The sequence below is a fragment of the Streptomyces sp. RK62 genome (genome assembly GCF_018070255.1).
Classification (GTDB): domain Bacteria; phylum Actinomycetota; class Actinomycetes; order Streptomycetales; family Streptomycetaceae; genus Streptomyces; species Streptomyces nigra.
In genome coordinates this window covers 130618-151217 of record NZ_JAGPYD010000008.1, presented here as the reverse complement: position 1 = coordinate 151217, position 20600 = coordinate 130618, and the positions used below count along the sequence as shown (strand labels likewise).

At 70.6% G+C, this 20600-nt stretch carries 23 protein-coding genes; 8 read left to right on the top strand and 15 right to left on the bottom strand.

Annotation, left to right across the window (positions count from 1 at the left end):
- Positions 1–20: 20 nt before the first annotated feature.
- The 3 genes from recO to KBY32_RS17085 form a co-directional block, all read right to left on the bottom strand.
- Positions 21–767 (bottom strand): DNA repair protein RecO, encoded by a 747-nt coding sequence (gene recO / locus KBY32_RS17095; RefSeq protein WP_055620856.1) that lies wholly within the window; start codon positions 765–767, stop codon positions 21–23.
- 110 nt (positions 768–877) lie between these two features.
- Positions 878–1093 (bottom strand): hypothetical protein, encoded by a 216-nt coding sequence (locus tag KBY32_RS17090; RefSeq protein ID WP_115508754.1) that lies wholly within the window; start codon positions 1091–1093, stop codon positions 878–880.
- Positions 1090–1296 carry a hypothetical protein gene (locus KBY32_RS17085; RefSeq protein WP_107096710.1) on the bottom strand — a complete coding sequence of 69 codons (207 nt, stop codon included), beginning with the start codon at positions 1294–1296 and terminating at the stop codon, positions 1090–1092. Before KBY32_RS17085 ends, KBY32_RS17090 begins: the two co-directional genes overlap by 4 nt.
- Before the next feature lie 113 nt (positions 1297–1409).
- Between KBY32_RS17085 and KBY32_RS17080 the strand changes: the two genes are divergently transcribed.
- Positions 1410–2240: a helix-turn-helix transcriptional regulator gene (locus KBY32_RS17080; RefSeq protein ID WP_055620858.1), complete on the top strand. Its 831-nt coding sequence runs from the start codon at positions 1410–1412 to the stop codon at positions 2238–2240.
- The gene (locus tag KBY32_RS17075) at positions 2222–2461 is read left to right on the top strand and encodes a DUF397 domain-containing protein (RefSeq protein ID WP_210980643.1); all 240 of its coding nucleotides are present in this window, start codon (positions 2222–2224) and stop codon (positions 2459–2461) included. The genes KBY32_RS17080 and KBY32_RS17075 overlap by 19 nt, the downstream gene beginning before the upstream one ends.
- Here the strand turns inward: KBY32_RS17075 and KBY32_RS17070 are convergent.
- The 6 genes from KBY32_RS17070 to KBY32_RS17045 form a co-directional block, all read right to left on the bottom strand.
- Positions 2400–3335: a DUF6879 family protein gene (locus tag KBY32_RS17070; RefSeq protein ID WP_210980642.1), complete on the bottom strand. Its 936-nt coding sequence runs from the start codon at positions 3333–3335 to the stop codon at positions 2400–2402. The genes KBY32_RS17075 and KBY32_RS17070 overlap by 62 nt on opposite strands.
- A gap of 44 nt (positions 3336–3379) precedes the next feature.
- A complete protein-coding gene (locus tag KBY32_RS17065) occupies positions 3380–4354 on the bottom strand; it encodes an SCO2521 family protein (protein ID WP_055620861.1) in 975 nt (324 codons plus the stop codon).
- A 1-nt stretch (position 4355) separates the two neighbouring features.
- A complete protein-coding gene (locus KBY32_RS17060; protein ID WP_115508756.1) occupies positions 4356–5336 on the bottom strand; it encodes an SCO2522 family protein in 981 nt (326 codons plus the stop codon).
- Positions 5333–6250, bottom strand: a complete 918-nt coding sequence (locus KBY32_RS17055) for an SCO2523 family variant P-loop protein (protein ID WP_210980641.1) — start codon at positions 6248–6250, stop codon at positions 5333–5335. The genes KBY32_RS17060 and KBY32_RS17055 overlap by 4 nt, the downstream gene beginning before the upstream one ends.
- A gap of 3 nt (positions 6251–6253) precedes the next feature.
- Positions 6254–8104, bottom strand: a complete 1851-nt coding sequence (locus KBY32_RS17050; RefSeq protein WP_210980640.1) for an SCO2524 family protein — start codon at positions 8102–8104, stop codon at positions 6254–6256.
- 73 nt (positions 8105–8177) lie between these two features.
- Entirely contained in the window at positions 8178–8972 is a 795-nt protein-coding gene (locus tag KBY32_RS17045; protein WP_247689579.1) for an SCO2525 family SAM-dependent methyltransferase, read from the bottom strand.
- A gap of 180 nt (positions 8973–9152) precedes the next feature.
- Between KBY32_RS17045 and KBY32_RS17040 the strand changes: the two genes are divergently transcribed.
- Together KBY32_RS17040 and bla are read left to right on the top strand one after the other, a co-directional pair.
- A complete protein-coding gene (locus KBY32_RS17040) occupies positions 9153–9719 on the top strand; it encodes a GNAT family N-acetyltransferase (RefSeq protein ID WP_210980639.1) in 567 nt (188 codons plus the stop codon).
- 118 nt (positions 9720–9837) lie between these two features.
- Positions 9838–10719, top strand: a complete 882-nt coding sequence (gene bla, locus KBY32_RS17035; RefSeq protein WP_210980638.1) for a class A beta-lactamase — start codon at positions 9838–9840, stop codon at positions 10717–10719.
- On the opposite strand, the gene KBY32_RS17030 is transcribed toward bla, so the two are convergent.
- A complete protein-coding gene (locus KBY32_RS17030; protein ID WP_115508760.1) occupies positions 10712–11149 on the bottom strand; it encodes a protein-tyrosine phosphatase family protein in 438 nt (145 codons plus the stop codon). The two genes, bla and KBY32_RS17030, sit on opposite strands and share 8 nt — an antisense overlap.
- Positions 11150–11230: 81 nt before the next feature.
- On the opposite strand from KBY32_RS17030, the gene KBY32_RS17025 reads away from it, so the two are divergent.
- Both KBY32_RS17025 and KBY32_RS17020 read left to right on the top strand, forming a co-directional pair.
- The gene (locus KBY32_RS17025) at positions 11231–11755 is read left to right on the top strand and encodes a SigE family RNA polymerase sigma factor (protein WP_210980637.1); all 525 of its coding nucleotides are present in this window, start codon (positions 11231–11233) and stop codon (positions 11753–11755) included.
- Entirely contained in the window at positions 11752–12681 is a 930-nt protein-coding gene (locus KBY32_RS17020; RefSeq protein ID WP_308293746.1) for a hypothetical protein, read from the top strand. Before KBY32_RS17025 ends, KBY32_RS17020 begins: the two co-directional genes overlap by 4 nt.
- Before the next feature lie 63 nt (positions 12682–12744).
- Here KBY32_RS17020 and KBY32_RS17015 read toward each other — a convergent pair whose 3' ends face one another.
- The 5 genes from KBY32_RS17015 to leuA all read right to left on the bottom strand — a co-directional run bounded on the left by KBY32_RS17015 (position 12745) and on the right by leuA (position 18851).
- A complete protein-coding gene (locus KBY32_RS17015; protein WP_247689622.1) occupies positions 12745–13161 on the bottom strand; it encodes a helix-turn-helix transcriptional regulator in 417 nt (138 codons plus the stop codon).
- Between the two features lie 180 nt (positions 13162–13341).
- Positions 13342–15705, bottom strand: coding sequence for an excinuclease ABC subunit UvrA (locus KBY32_RS17010; protein ID WP_210980635.1), 2364 nt, complete (start codon positions 15703–15705; stop codon positions 13342–13344).
- 53 nt (positions 15706–15758) lie between these two features.
- Positions 15759–16169 carry a VOC family protein gene (locus KBY32_RS17005; RefSeq protein WP_115508835.1) on the bottom strand — a complete coding sequence of 137 codons (411 nt, stop codon included), beginning with the start codon at positions 16167–16169 and terminating at the stop codon, positions 15759–15761.
- Positions 16170–16244: 75 nt separating this feature from the next.
- Entirely contained in the window at positions 16245–16943 is a 699-nt protein-coding gene (locus KBY32_RS17000) for a TerB family tellurite resistance protein (protein WP_055620870.1), read from the bottom strand.
- Positions 16944–17129: 186 nt separating this feature from the next.
- Positions 17130–18851, bottom strand: coding sequence for a 2-isopropylmalate synthase (leuA, locus tag KBY32_RS16995; protein WP_210980634.1), 1722 nt, complete (start codon positions 18849–18851; stop codon positions 17130–17132).
- Between the two features lie 348 nt (positions 18852–19199).
- Here leuA and KBY32_RS16990 point away from each other — a divergent pair, with 348 nt between their 5' ends.
- Complete coding sequence (locus KBY32_RS16990; protein ID WP_210980633.1) at positions 19200–20270, top strand: M4 family metallopeptidase; 1071 nt, start codon at positions 19200–19202, stop codon at positions 20268–20270.
- A 20-nt stretch (positions 20271–20290) separates the two neighbouring features.
- Positions 20291–20557, top strand: a complete 267-nt coding sequence (locus KBY32_RS16985; RefSeq protein WP_055620872.1) for a protealysin inhibitor emfourin — start codon at positions 20291–20293, stop codon at positions 20555–20557.
- Positions 20558–20600: the final 43 nt, after the last annotated feature.

Here is a 20600-nt window from a genome sequence, read left to right as displayed (position 1 = left end):
TCTGGCTTCTTCTGCTTCTTCTACTTCTCGACGTACCGGAGCGAACGCAGTCCGCGCTCCAGGTGCCAGTGCAGATAGGCGGACACCAGTCCGCTGCCCTCCCGGACGTACCGCGGCTCGCAGGCGTCCGCGGTCTCCCAGTCACCGGTGAGCAGCGCGCCCAGCAGGTCCAGGGTCTGCGGCGACGGTACGACGCTACCGGGCACCCGGCAGTCGACACAGACCGAGCCCCCCGAGGCCACGGAGAAGAAGCGGTTCGGTCCCGGCATGCCGCATTTCGCACAGTCCCCGAAGCTCGGGGCGTAGCCGTTGACGGCGAGGGACCGCAGCAGGAAGGCGTCGAGCACGAGATGCGGCTCGTGCTCGCCGCGGGAGAGGGTGCGCAGCGCCCCCACCAGGAGCAGGTACTGCTGGACGGCCGGCTCGCCCTCGTGGTCGGTGAACCGCTCGGCGGTCTCCAGCATGGCCGTCCCGGCGGTGTAGCGGGCGTAGTCCGTGACGATGCCGCCGCCGTACGGAGCGATCGTCTCGCTCTGTGTGCACAGCGGCAGCCCGCGTCCGATCAGCTCGCTCCCCCGCGCGAAGAACTGCACGTCGACATGGGAGAACGGCTCGAGCCGCGCCCCGAACTTCGACTTCGTGCGCCGCACGCCGCGCGCCACGGCCCGCACCCGCCCGTGCCCGCGCGTGAGCAGGGTGATGATCCGGTCCGCCTCACCCAGCTTCTGGGTGCGCAGCACGATGCCGTCGTCGCGGAACAGACTCATGACCTCATTGTCGCGTACGCCGGTGACAGGCGGGTGCGGCCGGGGTCACCCACCGCCCCGCACATGCGGACCGTGCCGGGGCGGTGGCGCTGGGTGGCGGGGGTACGCCCTCAGGGCACCTCTCCCCTGCTGCGCGCGTTCGCGTACGCCGTCGCCGCCCGCAGCCGCTCGGCCGGGGTGGCCGGCCGCACCGACGCCGGGTCGGCGTCCCACTCCTTGCCGCCGCCGTGCGGCCGCAGCTGGACGTACGGGCCCTCGTGGCCCATCACGACCCCGATTCGACCCGAAAGAGTGTCATAGACATACGACCCGATGGACGGCTTCATCGCAGCACCGCCGCGAGCCGCCGCGCGGTCTCCACGGAGCAGCGGCCCAATTCGACCAGCGGGCATGGCGCTTCACGCGCGAGACTCGCCGGATCGATCCGGAGTGTCGGGAGCGTAATTCCTGCGTTCTCCAGCGCGGCCCGCAATTCCTTCACCACTTCCTCCGCTTCTTCGACGCAGTGCGCCGAGTGTCGTTCCGCCACCTTGCTCCCCTCGAATTCGGGTTTCACGCATTCCCACTCCATGGTGACCCGTGGCGCCTACACTCGGCGGGAGTCTGCGCACTACAAGTGCCCCGCTGTGCAGGGAGGTTGTCATGGCCAACGGTTCACGTCAGGCGGCTTGGGAGTTCTTCGGGGCGGAGCTGAAGAGACGGCGTGAGAACGCCGGTATTACACAGACGGAACTGGGTGCGCGGGTTTTCGTGTCGGGTGGTTACATCGGCCAGTTCGAACAGGCGATCCGAAAGCCTCAGCTGGATATCGCTCAGAGGATTGACGACGCCCTGCAAACCGACGGTATTTTCGAGCGCCTCTGGCAGAAGCTCATCAGGGACCGGCGGTACGCGGATTACTTCGCGAGGACGGCCGAGCTGGAGCGGCTGGCGACGAGGATCTGCGACTGGGAGCCCTCCGTCGTTCCGGGGCTGCTGCAGACACCGGCGTACACGAGGGCCCTCGTCCTGGCCACGCAGCCGTTCGCGGCCGACGAACTCGTCGAGGAGCGGGTCGCGGCCCGCGCCGAGCGCGCGGCGATCCTGGAGGACGCGACGCGGCCGGAGTACTGCGCGATCGTGCACGAGACGGTGCTGCGCGTCCCCGTCGGCGGCCGGGAGGTCGCGGCGCGGGCGCTGACGCACCTGGCGGAGGCGGCCCGCAGCCGCAAGGTGCTGCTCCAGGTGCTGCCGTACTCGGCGGGCGCCACCGCGAACAACGGCTCGCTGCGCCTGATGGAGTTCGACGACGCACCGCCAACTGCCTATACCGAGACGTCGTTTTCAGGCAGCGTCCTGGACGACCCGGCGGTGGTGAAGCGTGCGAGCCGCGCCTACGATCTCATCAGGGGCGCCGCGCTGTCTCCGGACGCGTCCCTGGCCCTGATCGAGTCGGCAGCTGAGGACTTCAGACGATGCACACGGACGACCTGAGCGGCGCTCGCTGGCGCAGGAGCAGCCACAGCAACGGCGACGGAGGCAACTGCGTCGAGGTGGCCGACGGAGTCCCCCACACCGTTCCCGTCCGGGACTCCAAGCTCGCCTCGGACGGTCCCGTGCTGCTGTTCCCCGCTCATGCCTGGGAGGGGTTCCTCAGGTCTCTGAGGTGGCCCGGGGCGTCTGCTGGCGCTCCGCCTCGGCCCACAGGTCCGTGAACTGGGTGATGTGGTCCTCGATGTGGTCCGGGTCGGCGCTCAGCAGGGTGCTGTCCGGGTTGTTCTCCTGGTCCGGCTTGGTCTCGTGGCACAGCTCGCCGTCGAAGACGATGAAGTCGCTCACCCTCGGGTTGGCCTCCATCAGCGAGCGCACCGCGATCCGCGCGTCGATGCCGCGCCTGCGGTGGTCGTCGCACAGCGACCGCAGCTCCGGTGTCACCTCGTCCTCGGTGCGGACGATGAACAGGCGGCGGATCTCCACGCCCCGCCTGCGGATCGCCTTCTCCTGCGCCGCGAGGTAGCGCTCGGCCGGTCCGCTGTACCAGAACTCCCGGTCCACCGAGGTGCTGGTGGCGTCCAGGGTCATCTTGGTGCAGTCGGTGAGGTCGATCAGCCACTCGTGGTTCTCGCCGGGGCAGTCCGCGGTGCCGCTGCCGAGGCCCTCCATCATCCGGGCCAACCGCCCGAGTTCCTTCTCGGCGAAGGCCTGCATGATGTCGCCGCCCTGCTCCCGGACCCGGGTGTAGCCGAGGACGAGCCGGGTCACCTCCTCGGAGCGCAGCACCGAGCCGTCGACCTGACTGAACAGCTCCGTCGCGGCGAGGATCTCGGCGAAGCCCTGGTCGACCTTCTCGAATCGCTCGCCGAAGTCGACCAGATACTGCACGATCAGCACCGCGCAGCCCAGGGAGATGGACATCGTCCACTCCCACAGATTGTCGTCCTCCTGGTTCAGCAGACCGCTCAGCAGGAAGGTCGCGGCGCCGACCACGCCCGCGACCAGCACTCTCAGCAGGACCTTGTGCCGGCCCCCGTTCTGTGTCTGCGGCTGGTTCCTGCCGCCGTTCCCGTTCCCTAATGACGTCGTGCTCATCTGTCATCCCCCGTCAGGTTGCGGTTGTCATGCGGTGCTGCCCTTCAGCGCGCGTCGCTGAGCGCCTGCTGCGGCGTCGCCACGGCCTGGAGGGCCAGTCGGTCCCTGATGCGCCGGCTGAGGTTCTCCCACTGCCGGGAGAACCCCGGTCGCTGTTCCAGTACGTCCCACAGGTGGGCCAGAGCGGGATCCACGTGGGCCCGCGGCATCCACAGATGCAGCAGATGGACGACGACCGGTTGCAGCGTCTCGATCACCGGCGGGCCACCCGCCGCACCGAGTCTGCTGTTGTCCAGCATGTGCTGAACTGTCGTCAAAAGCCAGTCGTGCAGGGCGAGATCCTCGCACAGGCCGGCGGCGGACGCGGCCGGGACGTCGGCCGGGAGGGACAGCTCCATGGTGCGCAGCCCGCCCTCGGCGACGGTGAAACTCGTCAGTGAGGCCCGCTCCCCCGCCGGTTCCCGCCGGGCCACCCAGCGCAGACGGGTGGGGCTGGACTTGAACGGCACCCGGCGGTCGAGCAGCGCGTGCCGCCGCAGCTGGGCGAGGAGCCCCTCGGCGATCACGCCGAGGTCGAGCTCGCCGCGCCCGGCGCCGCGCAACACGCCCTCCGCGGTGGCCTGTTCGGGCAGCTTGCCGAACGGTTCGACGAGGCCGGGCCGTACCAGGTACTGGCCCCAGGGGCGGCGCAGATCGGGCCCCGCGGCCGGGACGCTGAACCAGGCGGTGGCCTGGAGGAGCCGTCCCTCGGTCAGGGCGGCGCGCGCGGCGACCGTACCGACGCCGCGGACCTTGCTGCCGTTGGAGGCGGGCAGCCGGCAGTCCACCCCGGTCAGCACCTCGGGGGACAGCGCGTGCATGGAGGGCCGCTCGGAGATCCGTACGGGTTCGTCGGCGCGGAGCCGGAGCAGTTGGGCGGCGGCCCGGCTGTCCAGGGCCTGGAGCGACGGCAGCAGACAGGTGCGGACCTCGCCGCAGGCGAGGACCGGACGCGCCGGGTGGACCGGGGCCGCCGTCATCTCAGGTCTCCTCGGCCTCGGCGGAGTCGCCGGGCTCCTCGTAGAAGACGTACGTGGCGCGCTGGGCGACCGCGGGGGGCACCGGCACCCGCTCGGCCGCCGACCGCTCGGCGACCTGCCGCAGCGCCCCCGCGTCGACGTCTATCTGGTCGAGGATGAGCCGTACGGCGTCCTCGACGGCGATGAAGCGGTTCGGCATCAGGGTGCAGGTGCGGTAGGCGCTGAAGGCCGCGCCCGTGTCGCTGAGCTTGACCACGGGCGGCAGCCGGTCCCACTCCTGCGGGAAGTCCGCGCCCTCCCACACGGTGGGCACCAGCACCGGCTCGCCGAGGTGCCGCAGCAGGCCGAGCCGGGCGAGCTGCCACACGGCGGCCAGGAAGGGGCAGGACCACAGGCGCCGGCCGTCCTTCTCCGACCACAGTTCGACGTCCATGAAGATGGAGTGGTTGCGGGCGGCCGTCTCCTGCGGCGGCTGCCAGCCCTTGACCGCGCCGAGGGCGCTGCGGGAGGTGGCGGGGCTGCGCTCGCCGTTGGCCAGCCAGCCGGTGCGGCTGACGGGCGGGCGTGAGCCGTGGCTGCCGGGCGGCGGGGACTCGACGAGGCGGTTCATGACGGACTCGGCGAGCTCGACCCGGTCGGCGACCGCGCAGGCCGACTCGCGGGCCAGGTAGTCGATGACCAGGCCCGCCTTCTCGGCCTCCTCGAGCACCATGGGGACGAGTTCGGCCGGGGTGGAGAAGCGGCTGAAGTAGTCGTCGATCAGGAAGCAGGTGCTGATCCGGGGGCGCCGGCCGCGCCGGGCGGCGGAGGCCCGTACGGCGTCCGCCCAGACCCGGACCTCGGCGAAGTGCTCGGCCAGCCGCTTGGGCCCGGCCTCGTAGTCCTCCATGTAGAGGTGGCCGAGCTCCAGGGAGAGATGGGCCAGCGGCACGGACTGGGTGCGCGGCTGGGCGGTGGTCTCCTGGAAGACGGCGTCGCTCATGCCGTCTCCCAGTACTTGTCGTCGGTGAGGCGTTCGGCGAGTCGGCTGAGGGCCTGCCAGGTCTCCTGGTTGGCGATCTGGCTGTCGAGCACGTCCTCGTCGGTGATGAGCTGCTCACGCCACTGCAGGACCGGTTCGAGCGGCACGGAGCCGAGGACCTGGCTGTAGCCGATGCCGTGGGTGGAGGCGAGCTGCTTGAGGTCGCCGTCGGTCTTGCGCATCCACGCCGACTGGGTGGGCGACACCTGGGACCACAGCGGTGACTCGGGGTCGGGGACGGCGGCCCGGACGAAGCGGATGGCGTTGCGCAGCTCCTCCTCGCCGTGTCCGCGTTCGACGCCGCCCGCGAGGATGCCGCGCTTGCCGAAGACCAGGCTCGCGGCGGCCGCCACATGCTGGCGGGTCCAGCGGTGGAAGACCAGCCAGCGGGCGGTGACCTCGCTCATCTCGGGCTGGGCGGTGGCCTCCAGGACCATGTCGACGGCGTACGAGCGGCCGGCGCTGAGGTCCACGATGACCAGGTCGAACTCGTAGTACAGGTTCATCAGGAGGTCGACGCAGCGGTGGAGGTTCTCCTCGCTGGTGGCGAACTCGCCGCCGCTGACGTCGCCGGGCATCAGCACGAGCCGGCCGGAGCCGGGCGGCGGGAAGCGCAGCACCTGGTGCTCGGTCTCGGCCCAGACGTCGATGCGGGCGGGTTCGCCGACCTCTCCTATCAGGTAGGCGTGCAGACCGCGGTCCTCGGTGGCCTGGCGGGCGTCGGCCACGTCGAAGACGGCCGCCGCGGTCGGCGAGCCGAAGTCGAAGTCCAGGTAGCAGACGTCGTCACCGGCCATGGCGCGGTGGTAGGCCAGGTTGGCGCTCGTCACCGAGCGGCCGGTGCCCCCCTTGTCGGAGGCGGAGAAGATCAGCACGTCTCACACTCCCCGGTCCGCGGCCTCGCGGGCGCGGGCGAGCGAGTCGAGCTGTCCGAGGACGTCGAGCGTGAGGGCGTAGGCGGTGCCGGGCTGTTCCTCGACGAGGGTGCGGGCGCGGCGCAGCTTCACCTCGATGTTGCGCAGCTGCATGCCGTGCCGGCCGGCGTCCGCGGGGGCGGGCTCCATCTGCTCGTTGCCCAGGAGGTGGGCGGACTCGCTGAGCAACGCCTTCGCCAGTTCGGTCAGTTCGTTGCTGCGGATCGGGGGCTGCCGGTACATGACGTTGGCCTGCACCATGACCTCGGTGACCCGCTCGGTGATGCTCCAGGAGACCGGGACGCGCCGCTGGTGGATCTCTGCGTCCGGGTAGGCGGCGTGGATGTTGTCCCAGAGGCCGACGCCCTCGCCGTCGCGGATGCGCCGGCGCCACATGTGGTCGAAGACGTCCTCGGCGAGGCGGAGCAGCCGGTCGTGGGAGGCGAGGTTGCGGGAGAGGGTGCACAGCTGGACGGTCCGCTTGAGCAGCTGGGCGGAGAAGTCGGTCATGGCCCAGGTCATGGGCGGGCCGAGGCGTTCGCTGCCCTGGAGCGGCAGGACGACGCCGACGTTGTGCAGGGCGTGCACGATCGGGTCGTCGCGGACCATGCGGCTGGTGATGCGGCCGCGTTCGGCGAGGCGCTCCATGACGCCGACGGTGCGGGTCAGGTCGTCGTCGGTGGCCCGGCGGCGCATCAGGTCGTGCACGAGGATGGCGGCGACGGAGAGGGAGAAGTACTCGGACTCCAGCTTCTGTCCCGTCGTACGCCAGGGGATGTCCTCCAGGGGCCAGCGGTCGGCGTTGAAGCGGGCGATGCCGGACCAGTACTGCTGGGTCAGCTCCCACCGCAGGCGCAGCGACTCGGCGAGTCTCTGCTGCTCGGTGTTGAGCAGGCCGAGGGTGAGGGTGCGGTCGGAGAACAGGTCCTGGATACCGTCGAGGGCGACCACGGTGAAGTACAGGTACGGCACCGGGTTGGCGACGCCGTCGGGCTGCGGCCCGATGGGTTCGCTGGTCTCGACCTCGGGGGCGTCCTTGACCATGGTCCAGGAGAAGCCGCACTCGAAGAGCTGGTTCTCGTCCTTGAGGCCTTCCTGGACGTCGATGCCGAGGAACACGCTCTCGTTGATCGCGGCGCGCAGGGCTCGGAAGCGGTTCTGGAACTTGTTCAGCACCTGGCGCTGCGACAGCCGCTGCTGGCCGAGGAGTTCGGTGAGGGTCTGGCCCTGGGAGGAGTCGGTGTCGAAGACGTTGACGACGAAGGAGCGCAGCAGGCTCACCATGGCGGCGGTGAGGCGGTTGCTGGTGGCCGCGCGGAGTTCGGCGATGGTCTCCTTGATGTCGCTGCGCCGGGTCCTGGTCTCGTAGACCTTGAGGAAGCCGAGCAGGGCGAGGCACAGCGTGATCGACATGGAGTAGGAGTCGACCACGCCTAACCGGCGCTGCTCCTCCGTGAGTTCCTTGGTCTTGTCGTGGGAGCCGAAGTAGTAACCGCCCGCGAAGGTGGGCCGCTTGTCCTCACCGGTGTGCGTCCGCATGAAGTCGGCGGCGGCCGTCACGAGGTTGGCCGGGATGTCCAGTCGTCCTCCGGCCTTCTTCAGGACCTGCTGGACGTCCTCCTGTGTGGTGTCGGGATCGTCGAGCCGGAAGGCGGGGATCTCGGTGGCGGGATAGAGCAGGCACAGCAGCCGCTCGGCGTCGGCGACGCTGCTCTCCTTGCCCCAGTCGCCCCATTGCCACTCCCCCCCGTCGAAAGAGTGGCGGGCAATCGCCTGCCAGATGTCCAGCAGATGCTGGCGTGGCTTGATCTGCATCCCATGCCCCTCACACAGGCCGCACTGCCATCACTTGAGGAAATATCTCTGTGCTGTTGTGAAGCCTTGTCGATCAGCCGACCGGAATGGGCGAATCCGAATTCGCCCGCCAGCCGTAGGCCACGATCATTCCCGAATATCCGTCGCGTACGGCTGCCGCGGATTCGAGTCGTTGCACCTTGAAGTCGCCCGCGAAAGCCTCGAGACTCGCGCGCACGTCGGATTCTCCCACGTCACACGCCGGGAAGAAATGCTCACCGGCGTGATAGCCCTTCGAATGTTCCATGAACGCGGTGGCGAAGGGGGCGCCCGGGGCCAGGGCGCGCATGAACCGCTCGACGCCGAGCTCGAACTCGGCGTGCACGGCGGTCATCGACTCGGCGACGAAGAACATCGTGCCGACGGACCAGCGCCCCTCGTCGCGGAGGTCGAAGATGTCGCCCTGCTCGACCTGGACGACCTTTCGGAAGCGCTCGCGCGGGTCCATGTCCATGGTGCGGTAGGCGTCCTTGCGGCACAGGGCGGCCCAGAACTTGTCCCAGTTGTTGTCGTAGCCGTCGATCTGGCTCTTGAGGTAGGCCACGTTGGACGCGGAGCGCTCGAAGAGCGTGATCTCGTCGCACCAGGGCAGCATCGCGAGGGCCGGGTACAGGTTCACCCCCGCCCCCACGTCGATCCCGCTGACCGGCCCGACGCCCTGCTTCCGGAAATGGTCGCCGAAATGGTCCCGGATGATGTGCAGGATCTCCGCGTCCTCCGCCTGTAAGGCGCGGTAATTGTGATCAAGGTAGGCGATCGAGTCGAATGCCGCGTCCCATGGCACATCGGCATTCATCACCTGGACGCCCCCCGACGATCTCTGGGTCATTCCACCAACGGTACCAAAAGGAGGCGCACCGGGAGCGCGTTGGGGCATAGGCACAGTGCGGTCTTGTCCAGCGGGAACGGCGCTGCTCAAGATGGGGCGGACCTCGGTGGGCACCGGCAACGGCGGGCACGGGTACTCACCTGCACGAGTGACGGCATTCCATCAACCAGGGGGCGGCCGATGGCGCTACCGGAGGAACGTTTCCCTTTCCGGGGACACCACACCGACCAGGCGTTCTTCGCCGACCGCGACGACCGGCCGCTGACCATGCGGGGGGTCACCGAGGCCGATCTGCCCGAGCTTCTGCGCGTGGACCGGGAGGTCTTCCCCGAGGATCCGTACCCCTACTTCGTGCTCCGCCAGCACATCGACGCCCACGGCGACCGCATCCTCGTCCTGGACGACGGGGAGTGCCTGCACGGCTATGCGCTGTTCGTGACGACGTCCGACGGCTATGTCTGCTGGGTCCTCAGCCTCGCCGTCAGCGCCGACCAGCGGGGCCGGGGCCTGGGCCGGCGGCTGATGCTGGAGGTGCTGCGCCAGCTGCGCCGGGAGCGGGTGCACGAGGTGCGGCTGACCGTGGAGCCGACCAACGCGGCGGCCATCGCGCTCTACCGCACCCTGGGCTTCTCCACCGACGGCAGAGTCCACCGCGACTACCTGGGACCCGGCGAGGACCGGCTCATCATGGTGCTGGAGATGGGCCCGGACCGTGCGGAGCCCTGGCAGGACCCGTACCGCCCGTAGGGCGTGTCCACGGCGTCGCAACCAAGGGAGGGGCGAGGGCGTCGATCATCAGTAGATCGTCGACGTCCCTCGAACGAAGGAGAGCACGATTCCCTCCCCCACCTCCCCCACGCCTCCGATGTCTTCGCGGATGAGCCGCCGTGCGCTGCTCGTCACGGCGGGCGCCGCGGCCGCCGCGCTGGCCGCCGCACCCGCCCACGCCACCACCGGCGGTGACGTCCGGGCCCGGCTGCGCGAGCTGGAGCGCGGCCACGGCGCCCGGCTCGGTGTGTACGCCCACAACGTGGTCACCGGCCGGACCCTCACGCACCGCGCCGACGAGCGCTTCCCGGTCTGCTCCCTGTTCAAGCCGCTCGCCGTCGCGGCCGTCCTGCGCGACCTGGACCGCGACGGCGAGGTGCTGGCCCGGCGTATCCACTACACCGAGGCCGATCTGGTGGCCAACTCCGACGTCACGCGGGCGCATCTGGAGACCGGCATGACGGTCGCCGAACTCGCGGACGCCGCCATCCGGTTCAGCGACAACACGGCCGGGAACCTGCTGCTGCGCCAGATCGGCGGCCCCACGGCGGTGACCCGGTTCGCCCGCTCGATCGGCGACCGGGTGACCCGGCTGGACCGCTGGGAGACCGAGCTGAACTCGGCGGAGCCGTGGCGGGTCACCGACACCACGAGCCCGCGCGCCATCGGCGGCAGTTACGCCCGGCTGGTCCTCGGGGACGCCCTCGACGCCCGCGACCGGGCCCGGCTGACGCACTGGCTGCTGCACAACACCACCAGCGTCAACCGCTTCCGCGCGGCCCTGCCGCCGCCGTGGACGGTCGCCGACAAGACCGGCGGCGGCAGCTACGGCGCGAACAACGACGCGGGCGTCGTCTGGACCGAGGAGGGCGTCCCGCTCGTCCTCGCGGTCATGACGACCCGGCCCGAGCAGGACGCGGCGTACGACCACGCGCTGATCGTCGAGGCGACGAGGCTCGTGGCGGACACGCTCAGCTGAACGTCCGCACGTAACGCCGCTGCCACGGCGTCTCCACGGCGTGCCGGTCGTAGTGCCGCCGCACGAAGTCCACGGCCTCCCCGGCCGGTACGCCGTCCAGGACCGCGAGACACGCCAGCGCCGTCCCCGTACGGCCGCGTCCGCCGCCGCAGGCGATCTCGACGCGCTCGTACGGGGCCCGTTCCCAGGCCGCGGTGAGCGTCGCGCGGGCGGCGGCGCGGTCGGCGGGCAGGCGGAAGTCGGGCCAGCGGATCCAGTGGGCCTCCCACTCGGTGGCGGGCGGTCTGCGGCCGAGCAGATAGACGCCGTAGGTGGGCGGGGGTGCCGCCGGGTCGAGGGGGCGGCGCAGGGCGCGGCCGCGCACCAGCCGTCCGGACGGCAGCCTCAGGACTCCCGGGTCGCCCTCGTGCCACTGCTTCTCGGTCTCCACCGTCCCATTCGAACCGGGCGCCGCACGCCGGGCAACCGATTCCGCCGCGATGGTGGTCAGGTGGGCGAGGGAGGGTGCTTGATGCAGGCCGAACTAGAGGCCCAGTTCCAGGAATTCGTCAGAGCGCGATGGTCGCACCTCGTCCGGACCGCGTATCTCCTCACCGGGGACGCGCACCACGCGGAGGACCTGACCCAGACGGCTCTGGCGAAGGCGTACCGCGCTTGGCGGCGGGTGTCGCGCGCCGACAGCCCGGAGGCGTACGTCCGGCGGATGCTGGTCAGCTGCAACAGCGACCGGTTCCGCAAGCGGCGGGTCCGGGAGTCGCTGACCGACGCCCCGCCGGACCGCGCGGGACGCGACGAGGGCTACGCGGGGGTCGACGAGCGCGGGGCGCTCCTCGGCGCGCTGGCCCAACTGCCGTCCAGACAGCGGGCGGTGGTGGTCATGCGGTACTGGGAGGACCTGTCCGAGGCGGAGGTGGCCGAGCTGCTCGGCTGCTCCGTCGGCACGGTCAAGAGCCAGGCGTCCAAGGGACTGGCGAAGCTGCGTACGTGTCCGGGGCTCTCCCGGATGACCCCGTCCGGTCAGGGAGGCAACCGGTGAACGACGACAGGCGGCACATGGACGACGGAGAACGGGACTTCGAGGAGGACCTGAGGGAACTGCTCGCGGAGGACGCCTATACGATCCGGCCGTCCGCGGCGCCCTATCCGCAGATCAGGCGGCAGGGTGTGGCGGAGCGGCGGCGCCGGGTGGCGCTGGCGGGCGCGGCTCTGGCGACGCTGGTGGCGGTACCGGCCGGGGTGTACGGCCTGGGCGCCGGGAGCGCGCAGGGCAGCACGGCGGCGGCCCCGACACCGTCGGCCTCTGCTTCGGCTTCGGCTTCCGGGAAGGCGTCCCCGTCGCCGAGCGCGGAGCCGGACCGGGCGGGGGCGGCGCTGTTCGACGGGATCACCTACGACCAGGCGAGGGACGGCCTGGAGAACTGCCTGGACTCGGAGTTCACCCGCTCCGGGCCGGGCCGGCCGGGTCTGGCCCCGGCGGACGAGTACACGATCGTGCTGGCGATGCGCAGCACCGGCGACTCCAACACGGGGGGCGACGGTGTCTTCGTGGTCGCGCAGGCCGACGACGAGGACCGGTCCTCGCTGATCTGCCGGCTGGAGGACGGGGTGACGCAGGGCATCACCGCGTTCACCGACGACAGCGACCTCATCCCGGACGAGGGCGCGGTGCTGGTGAATCCCAACGGCAACCGGCTCTTCAAGCAGACGGTCCTGGACCACGGCCGCTGGCGGCTGCCGTTCCGCTGGGCGGTCATCGGCGACGTCAAGCCGTCGGTGGCCCGGGTGACGGTCTCCTACGGCGACTCCCGCGCGGAGGCCACCGTCGGCAAGGGCCGCTTCGTCGCGTCCGGCGTGCTCAACGAGCAGGTCACGCGGGCCCCGCACATCAAGGGCTACGACGCCGGGGGCGAGCTGATCTACGACTCCGACGACGACAAGTACTGGGAGAAGACCCTGCCGTAGGACATGCCCGCGAGGCGGGCGGGCCGGGGGCGCCCCACCGGGGAGGGCGCCCCCGGCCCGCCGTCACATCCTCGCGCGGGCGCCCGCCGGTGCCGTGCCGTTGACGGCGGCTGCCAGGCTGAACGGCGCCTCACGGTCGCGCATCGGCCGGGTCACCTGCTTCGCCACACAGGACGGGATGCCGGCCACCGCGCCGGTCTCCTGGCGCCGGTAGGCGCTCGGCGACATCCCGACCAGCTCCGTGAAACGGGTGCTGAAGGTGCCCAGGGACGAGCAGCCCACCTCGAAGCAGACCTCGGTGACGCTGAGGTCGCCGCGGCGCAGCAGCGCCATCGCGCGCTCGATGCGGCGCGTCATCAGATAGCCGTAGGGCGACTCGCCGTAGGCGGCCCGGAACTCGCGGCTGAGATGTCCCGCCGACATGTGGACGCCGCGGGCGAGGGCCTCCACGTCGAGGGGCTGCGCGTACTCCCGGTCCATCCGGTCGCGGACGCGGCGCAGCGCGACCAGGGTGCGCAGCCGCTGTTCGTCGGGGGTCGAGCGGTGGGACGTCACCCCCACATCTTCGCCGGGTGCCTCCTGGGACGTCCACTCCCGCAGCAGGCGGGAGCGGGACGTCAGCAGGGCCCTGGCCGGTGATCCGGTCAGGCACATCGGGGCTCAGCCGCCCACGTAGGCCGCGAGGTGCTCACCGGTGAGGGTGGAGCGGGACGCGACCAGCTCGGCGGGCGTGCCCTCGAAGACGATCCGGCCGCCGTCGTGACCGGCGCCGGGACCGAGGTCGATGATCCAGTCGGCGTGGGCCATGACGGCCTGGTGGTGCTCGATGACGATGACGGACTTGCCGGAGTCCACCAGCCGGTCCAGCAGGCCGAGCAACTGCTCGACGTCGGCGAGGTGCAGACCGGTCGTCGGCTCGTCGAGGACGTAGACGCCGCCCTTGTCGGCCATGTGCACGGCCAGCTTGAGGCGCTGGCGCTCACCGCCGGACAGGGTGGTCAGCGGCTGGCCGAGGGTGAGGTACCCCAGCCCGACGTCCGCCATCCGCTGGACGATCCGGTGGGCGGCCGGGATACGGGCCTCGCCCTCGCGGAAGAACTCCTCGGCCTCGGTGACCGGCATCGCGAGGACCTCGCTGATGTCCCGCCCGCCGAGGCGGTACTCCAGGACGGAGGCGTCGAACCGCTTGCCGCCGCAGTCCTCGCAGGTGGTGGCGACGCTCTGCATGATGGCCAGGTCGGTGTAGACGACGCCGGCGCCGTTGCAGGTGGGGCAGGCGCCCTCGGAGTTGGCGCTGAACAGGGCCGGCTTGACGCCGTTGGCCTTGGCGAACGCCTTGCGGACCGGCTCCAGCAGTCCGGTGTAGGTGGCCGGGTTGCTGCGGCGCGAACCGCGGATCGGCGTCTGGTCGACGGAGACGACGCCTTCGGGCGCCGGGATGGAGCCGTGCACGAGGGAGCTCTTGCCGGAGCCGGCGACGCCGGTGACGACGCAGAGCACGCCGAGCGGGATGTCGACGTCGACGTCCTGGAGGTTGTTGGCGCCGGCGCCGCGGATCTCCAGGGTGCCGGTGGGGGTGCGGACGGTGTCCTTGAGCTTGGCCCGGTCGTCGAGGTGGCGGCCGGTGACGGTGTCGGACCCGCGCAGGTCCTCGACGGTGCCCTCGAAGCAGACGGTGCCGCCGCCCGCGCCCGCGCCCGGGCCGAGGTCGACGACGTGGTCGGCGATCGCGATGGTCTCCGGTTTGTGCTCCACGACGAGGACCGTGTTGCCCTTGTCCCGCAGGCGCAGCAGCAGGTTGTTCATCCGCTGGATGTCGTGCGGGTGCAGTCCGACGGTGGGCTCGTCGAAGACGTAGGTGACGTCGGTGAGCGAGGAGCCGAGGTGGCGGACCATCTTGATGCGCTGCGCCTCGCCGCCGGAGAGGGTGCCCGAGGCCCGGTCGAGGGAGAGGTAGCCGAGGCCGATCTCCTCGAACGAGTCGAGGCTGTGCCGGAGTTTTTCGAGCAGCGGGGCGACCGACGGGGCGTCGAGGCCGCGGACCCACTCGGCGAGGTCGCGGATCTCCATGGCGCAGGCGTCGGCGATGCTCACTCCGCCGATCTTCGACGAGCGGGCCGGCGCGCTGAGCCGGGTGCCGTCGCACTCGGGGCAGACGGCGAAGGTGACGGCCCGGTCCACGAAGGCCCGGATGTGGGGCTGCATCGACTCGCGGTCCTTGGACAGGAACGACTTCTGCAGCTTGGGGATCAGGCCCTCGTACGTCAGATTGACGCCGTTGATCTTGACCTTGGTCGGCTCGCGGTAGAGGAAGTCGTGCCGTTCCTTCTTGGTGAACTCGCGGATCGGCTTGTTCTTGTCGAAGAAGCCGGACTCGGTGATCACCCGCACGACCCACCCGTCTCCCGTGTAGGTGGGGATGGTGAAGGGATCCTCCGCGAGCGACTTGGAGTCGTCGTAGAGCTGGGTGAGGTCGATGTCGGAGACCCGGCCCCGGCCCTCGCAGTGGGTGCACATGCCGCCGGTACGGCTGAAGGTGACCTTCTCGGTCTTGGTCCGGTCGGCGCCCCGGTCGACGGTGAGGCCGCCGCTCGCGGAGACGGAGGCGACGTTGAAGGAGTAGGCGGAGGGCGGCCCGATGTGCGGTTCGGCGAGCCGGCTGAAGAGGATGCGCAGCATCGCGTTGGCGTCGGTGGCGGTGCCGACGGTGGAGCGCGGGTCGGAGCCCATGCGCTGCTGGTCGACGGTGATGGCGGTGGTCAGTCCGTCGAGGACGTCGACCTCGGGGCGGGCCAGGTTCGGCATGAAGCCCTGGACGAACGCGCTGTAGGTCTCGTTGATCAGCCGCTGCGACTCGGCGGCGATGGTGTCGAACACCAGCGAGCTCTTGCCGGAGCCGGAGACCCCGGTGAACACCGTCAGCCGGCGTTTCGGGATCTCTATGCTGACGTCCTTGAGGTTGTTCTCCCGCGCCCCGTACACACGGATCAGATCGTGGGTGTCGGCGACGTGCGGCTCGGTCATCGTGAGGTCTCCATCTGCGACTGGGTCGGGGGACGTCGTCCGGTGGGGCGGGGTCAGCCCCGGGCCTGGATGCGGATGAGGTTGCCCGCGGGGTCGCGGAAGGCGCAGTCGCGGATGCCGTACGGCTGGTCGGTGGGCTCCTGCACGACCTCGGCGCCGGCGGCCTGCACCTTCTCGAAGGTCTCGTCGACGTCGCCGGTGGCCAGCAGCAGCCAGCCGTAGGTGCCCTTGGCCATCATCTCGGCGATGACCCGGCGCTCGTCGTCGGTGACACCGGGGTCGGCGGCGGGCGGCGCGAGCAGCAGCGAGGTGTCGGGCTGCCCGGGCGGGCCCACGGTGATCCAGCGCATCGTGCCCTGCCCGACGTCGTTGCGGACCTCGAAGCCGAGGACGTCCCGGTAGAAGGCCAGGGAGGCCTCCGGATCGTCGTGCGGAATGAAGCTGGCGTGAATGCTGATGTCCATGCCCGTCACGCTAGCGGCGGGCGGGGGGCGGCGCTTCTCGATTCCTGACCTCGTCGCCGGAGCCCCCGGAAGGGCTCAGGAAGGCGTGCGGGCCGCTGCTGCAAGGAGGCCCGTCACGTCGTCCGTGCACAGGGTGAGGGCGGCGCCGACCGTGGCGAGGGTGTCGCGTTCGGCGGGGGTGTAGGGGCCGTCGGCGAGGGCGATGCGGGCGCCCTGGAGGAGGATCGACTCGCGGCCGGCGGGGGCGAGGTGCGGGGCGAGCGGGTCCAGGGCCTCGTGGAGCTCTATGGCGAGCCCGGGGCCGCAGGGCTCGGACAGGACCCGGCCGGTGTCGGCGGCCAGCGCGTCGACCAGGGCGCTGAGCTGTTCCTCGGTGCAGTCGTCGAAGCCGGCCGCGCGGACCGTGGCGGCCGCGGTCTCCAGGGCCGGGCGGGCGCAGGTGCCGCCCGCGGAGAGCACGGCGAGGGCGACGGTGTGGACGGCGTCGCGGAGCATCGCGGAGAAGCGGGTGGTGGTGGGGTGGTCCAGGGCGTCGGTGCCGAAGTGGCGGCGGCAGGCCGCGCACTCGACGACGGGGCCGGTCTCGCCGCGCGGCAGCACCGGGACGCCGAGCAGGGTGAAGCGGCGGCGGCCGGTGAGCCGCTGGTAGTTGCGGTCGCCTCCGCACCCGGGGCAGAAGAACTCGCCGTCCCCGGCGGCCGTCCACACGACGCGGGTGCCCAGGAGGCGCGCAGGCCTGGCGGCACGGTCGTCTCGTCCCCGTCCTGGCAGCACGTCGCACCTCCGTAACGCCACGGCAACATCGCCGCGCTTGCGTGATGTTAGCCACATCTTGGACGTGGAGTCAGTACCCCGGACGAGACCTCTCCGTGACCTGCACGTTCCGCTGGCCGGAAACAGTCGGGGCCCCGCCCGCCGGAGCACGGCGGACGGGGCCTCGACTCCCCGTGTGGGGGACGGTCAGCGTGCGGCCCTGTTGACGGCCGACACGACGGCCTTCAGCGAGGCGCGGGTGGTGTTGGCGTCGATCCCGATGCCCCACAGCACCTTGCCGTCGATGGCGCACTCGATGTACGAGGCGGCCTGCGCGGAGGCGCCCTCGCTCATGGTGTGCTCCTGGTAGTCCAGCAGGCGCGCGTCGATGCCGATCTTCGCCAGGGCGTCGAAGAAGGCCGAGATCGGACCGTTGCCGCTGCCCTCCAGGATGGTGTCGGCGCCGTCGACGGTCGCCTCCACCTTGAGGGTGTCCACCCCGTCGGTGTCGGTGGTCGACTGGCCGTTCCTGACCTGCAGCCGGCCCCAGGGGTTCTCCGGGTTCGGCAGGTACTCGTCCTGGAAGGTGGCCCAGATGTCGGAGCCGGTGACCTCGCCGCCCTCGGCGTCCGTCTTCGCCTGGATGATCTTCGAGAACTCGATCTGCATCCGGCGCGGCAGCTCCAGCTTGTGGTCGTTCTTCAGGACGTACGCGATACCGCCCTTGCCGGACTGCGAGTTGACGCGGATGACGGCCTCGTAGGAGCGGCCGACGTCCTTCGGGTCGATCGGCAGGTACGGGACGGCCCACTCGATGTCGTCGACGGTGACGCCCTTCGCCTTGGCGTCGGCCTCCATGGCGTCGAAGCCCTTCTTGATGGCGTCCTGGTGGGAGCCGGAGAAGGATGTGTAGACCAGGTCGCCCACGTACGGGTGGCGCGGGTGGACCTCCATCTGGTTGCAGTACTCCCACGTACGGCGGATCTCGTCGATGTCGGAGAAGTCGATCTGCGGGTCGACGCCCTGGGAGAAGAGGTTCATGCCCAGGGTGACCAGGTCGACGTTGCCGGTGCGCTCGCCCTGCCCGAACAGACAGCCCTCGATGCGGTCGGCGCCGGCCATCAGCGCCAGCTCGGCGGCGGCGACGGCGGTGCCGCGGTCGTTGTGCGGGTGGACCGACAGGCAGACGTACTCGCGGCGGGACAGGTTGCGGTGCATCCACTCGAAGCGGTCCGCGTGCGTGGACGGCGTCGAACGTTCCACGGTGGCGGGCAGGTTGAGGATGATCTCGCGGCCGGGGCCGGGCTGGTAGACGTCCATCACCGCCTCGCAGACCTCCAGCGCGAAGTCCAGCTCGGTGTCGGTGAAGATCTCCGGCGAGTACTGGTAGCCGAACTCGGTCTCCGGGCCCAGCAGCTTCTCGGCGTACTCCATCACCAGGCGGGTGCCGTCGACGGCGATCTGCTTGATGTCGTCCCTGGAGCCGCGGAAGACCACGCGGCGGAAGACCGGCGCGGTGGCGTTGTACAGGTGGACGGTGGCCCGCCTGGCGCCCTTCAGGGACTCCACCGTGCGCTCGATCAGGTCCTCGCGGGCCTGGGTCAGCACGGAGATGGTGACGTCGTCCGGGATGGCCTCGGGGTCCTCGATGATCGACCGTACGAAATCGAAGTCGGTCTGGCCGGAGGCGGGGAAGCCGACCTCGATCTCCTTGTAGCCCATCCTGACCAGCTGGTCGAACATCCGGCGCTTGCGCTCGGGCGACATCGGGTCGATCAGGGCCTGGTTGCCGTCGCGCAGGTCGGTGGAGAGCCAGCGGGGAGCGGTGGTGACACGCTGGTCCGGCCAGGTCCGGTCGGGGATGTCGACCTGCTCGTAGCGGCCGTACTTGTGGATCGGCATGGTGCTGGGCTGCTGGCGGTTCGCCATGTCTGCGGGGCTCCTCAGGATGTCCGGAAGGACGGCCGACGACGCAACGCGAAGCTCCGCGGGGAGGGAGTCGACCTGGACTACAGGCCCTCGCCGCGGCAGCTAAGAAGAAGCAGCCCGAAACGCATGATGCGAAGCATGCTAGCCGAGCTCTCCGGTATGCGGCGGTCCATATCAGTATGCGGGACCGGATGCTCATGAAGGAGCCCGAGAGCGTGTGCGAAAAGCCACAAGACGGACACCGCCACATAACACAGAGCGACCACAGACCGTGACCGCATCCGTATATTTCACCAATCATGGTCGCCGCTCGTGACATCGTCCTCACGCAGTGCGATGGTGCGGCACATGACGACCAACGGGGGCTTCGAGCCCGTCTTCTGCACCGTCGTACCGCCGCACGTCCTGGACCGCCTGGCCAAGAACGACGACCCCGCGCTCTCCGGCCCGGCGCGCAGGACCCTGGTCCGCGACAGCGAGCTGCGCGGCAGGCGCCGCGTCACCACCGAGTTCGCGCTCGCCTCGGCACCGCTCGCCAAGGCGCCGTCGGACCAGCCGCTGCGCACCGTCTACGACGCCGGGCACGGCACCGCCCTGCCCGGCACCAAGGTCCGCGGCGAGGCCGACGAACCCGGCCGGGACGCCACGGTCAACCGCGCCTTCTCCGGGCTCGGCGCCACCTTCGAGCTGTTCCTGAAGGCGTACGGCCGGCACTCCATCGACGGCGACGGACTGCCGCTGGACGCCACCGTCCACTACGACGAGGACTACAACAACGCCTTCTGGAACGGCGAGCAGATGGTGTTCGGCGACGGGGACGGGGAGATCTTCCTCGACTTCACCATCCCGATCGACGTCATCGGGCACGAGCTCACCCACGGCGTCACCCAGTACACGGCGAACCTCACCTACTACGGGCAGCCCGGCGCGCTGAACGAGTCGATGTCCGATGTCTTCGGCGCCCTCATCAAGCAGTACACGCTCGGCCAGACCGCGACCGAGGCCGACTGGCTGATCGGCGCGGGCCTGCTCGCCCCCGGTGTCTCCGGCAAGGCGCTGCGCTCGATGAAGGAGCCGGGCAGCGCGTATGACGACGACGTCCTCGGCAAGGACCCGCAGCCCGCCACGATGGACGACTACGTCCGCACCGGCCGGGACAACGGCGGCGTCCACATCAACTCCGGCATCCCCAACCACGCCTTCTACCTGGCCGCGACCGCGCTGGGCGGCCACGCCTGGGAGCGGGCCGGGCGGATCTGGTTCGACGTGCTCACCGGCGGCGACCTCCCGGAGCGGGCGATGTTCACCGACTTCGCGTCCCTCACGGTGAAGGCGGCCCGGGAGCGCTTCGGCGACGGGGGCGACGAGTTCCGGGCCGTGGCGAAGGCCTGGGAGCAGGTCGGGGTGCGGATTCCGTAGCCGCGTAATAGACAGGTCCCATGCGTATTCAGGTACGGCGCACGGGCGGGTTCGCGGGCATCGAACGGCACGCCGAGGTGGACACCTCCGGGCGGGCGGACGCCGAGGAGTGGCACGCCCTGGCCGAGAGCGCGCTGGCGTCCGGCCGGGGCACCCCGCCCGTCGGGGTGCCGGACGGCTTCAGCTACCAGGTCACCGTGGACGGCCGGACGGTGTACTGCTCCGACCCCCGGCTCACCGACGAACAGCGCGCGCTCATCTCACGGGTGCTGAAGGAGGGTGCCTAGAGCGTTTCTCTGCCGGGGCGTTGACGGACACCGCCGCCGGTGC

Coding starts and splice junctions, on each gene's coding strand:
- recO (WP_055620856.1), bottom strand. CDS start 767: ATGAGTCTGTTCCGCGACGACGGCATCGTGCTGCGCACCCAGAAGCTG.
- KBY32_RS17090 (WP_115508754.1), bottom strand. CDS start 1,093: ATGAAGCCGTCCATCGGGTCGTATGTCTATGACACTCTTTCGGGTCGA.
- KBY32_RS17080 (WP_055620858.1), top strand. CDS start 1,410: ATGGCCAACGGTTCACGTCAGGCGGCTTGGGAGTTCTTCGGGGCGGAG.
- KBY32_RS17075 (WP_210980643.1), top strand. CDS start 2,222: ATGCACACGGACGACCTGAGCGGCGCTCGCTGGCGCAGGAGCAGCCAC.
- KBY32_RS17070 (WP_210980642.1), bottom strand. CDS start 3,335: ATGAGCACGACGTCATTAGGGAACGGGAACGGCGGCAGGAACCAGCCG.
- KBY32_RS17065 (WP_055620861.1), bottom strand. CDS start 4,354: ATGACGGCGGCCCCGGTCCACCCGGCGCGTCCGGTCCTCGCCTGCGGC.
- KBY32_RS17060 (WP_115508756.1), bottom strand. CDS start 5,336: ATGAGCGACGCCGTCTTCCAGGAGACCACCGCCCAGCCGCGCACCCAG.
- KBY32_RS17050 (WP_210980640.1), bottom strand. CDS start 8,104: ATGCAGATCAAGCCACGCCAGCATCTGCTGGACATCTGGCAGGCGATT.
- KBY32_RS17045 (WP_247689579.1), bottom strand. CDS start 8,972: ATGACCCAGAGATCGTCGGGGGGCGTCCAGGTGATGAATGCCGATGTG.
- KBY32_RS17040 (WP_210980639.1), top strand. CDS start 9,153: ATGGCGCTACCGGAGGAACGTTTCCCTTTCCGGGGACACCACACCGAC.
- bla (WP_210980638.1), top strand. CDS start 9,838: ATGTCTTCGCGGATGAGCCGCCGTGCGCTGCTCGTCACGGCGGGCGCC.
- KBY32_RS17025 (WP_210980637.1), top strand. CDS start 11,231: ATGCAGGCCGAACTAGAGGCCCAGTTCCAGGAATTCGTCAGAGCGCGA.
- KBY32_RS17015 (WP_247689622.1), bottom strand. CDS start 13,161: ATGGACCGGGAGTACGCGCAGCCCCTCGACGTGGAGGCCCTCGCCCGC.
- KBY32_RS17010 (WP_210980635.1), bottom strand. CDS start 15,705: ATGACCGAGCCGCACGTCGCCGACACCCACGATCTGATCCGTGTGTAC.
- KBY32_RS17005 (WP_115508835.1), bottom strand. CDS start 16,169: ATGGACATCAGCATTCACGCCAGCTTCATTCCGCACGACGATCCGGAG.
- leuA (WP_210980634.1), bottom strand. CDS start 18,851: ATGGCGAACCGCCAGCAGCCCAGCACCATGCCGATCCACAAGTACGGC.
- KBY32_RS16990 (WP_210980633.1), top strand. CDS start 19,200: ATGACGACCAACGGGGGCTTCGAGCCCGTCTTCTGCACCGTCGTACCG.
- KBY32_RS16985 (WP_055620872.1), top strand. CDS start 20,291: ATGCGTATTCAGGTACGGCGCACGGGCGGGTTCGCGGGCATCGAACGG.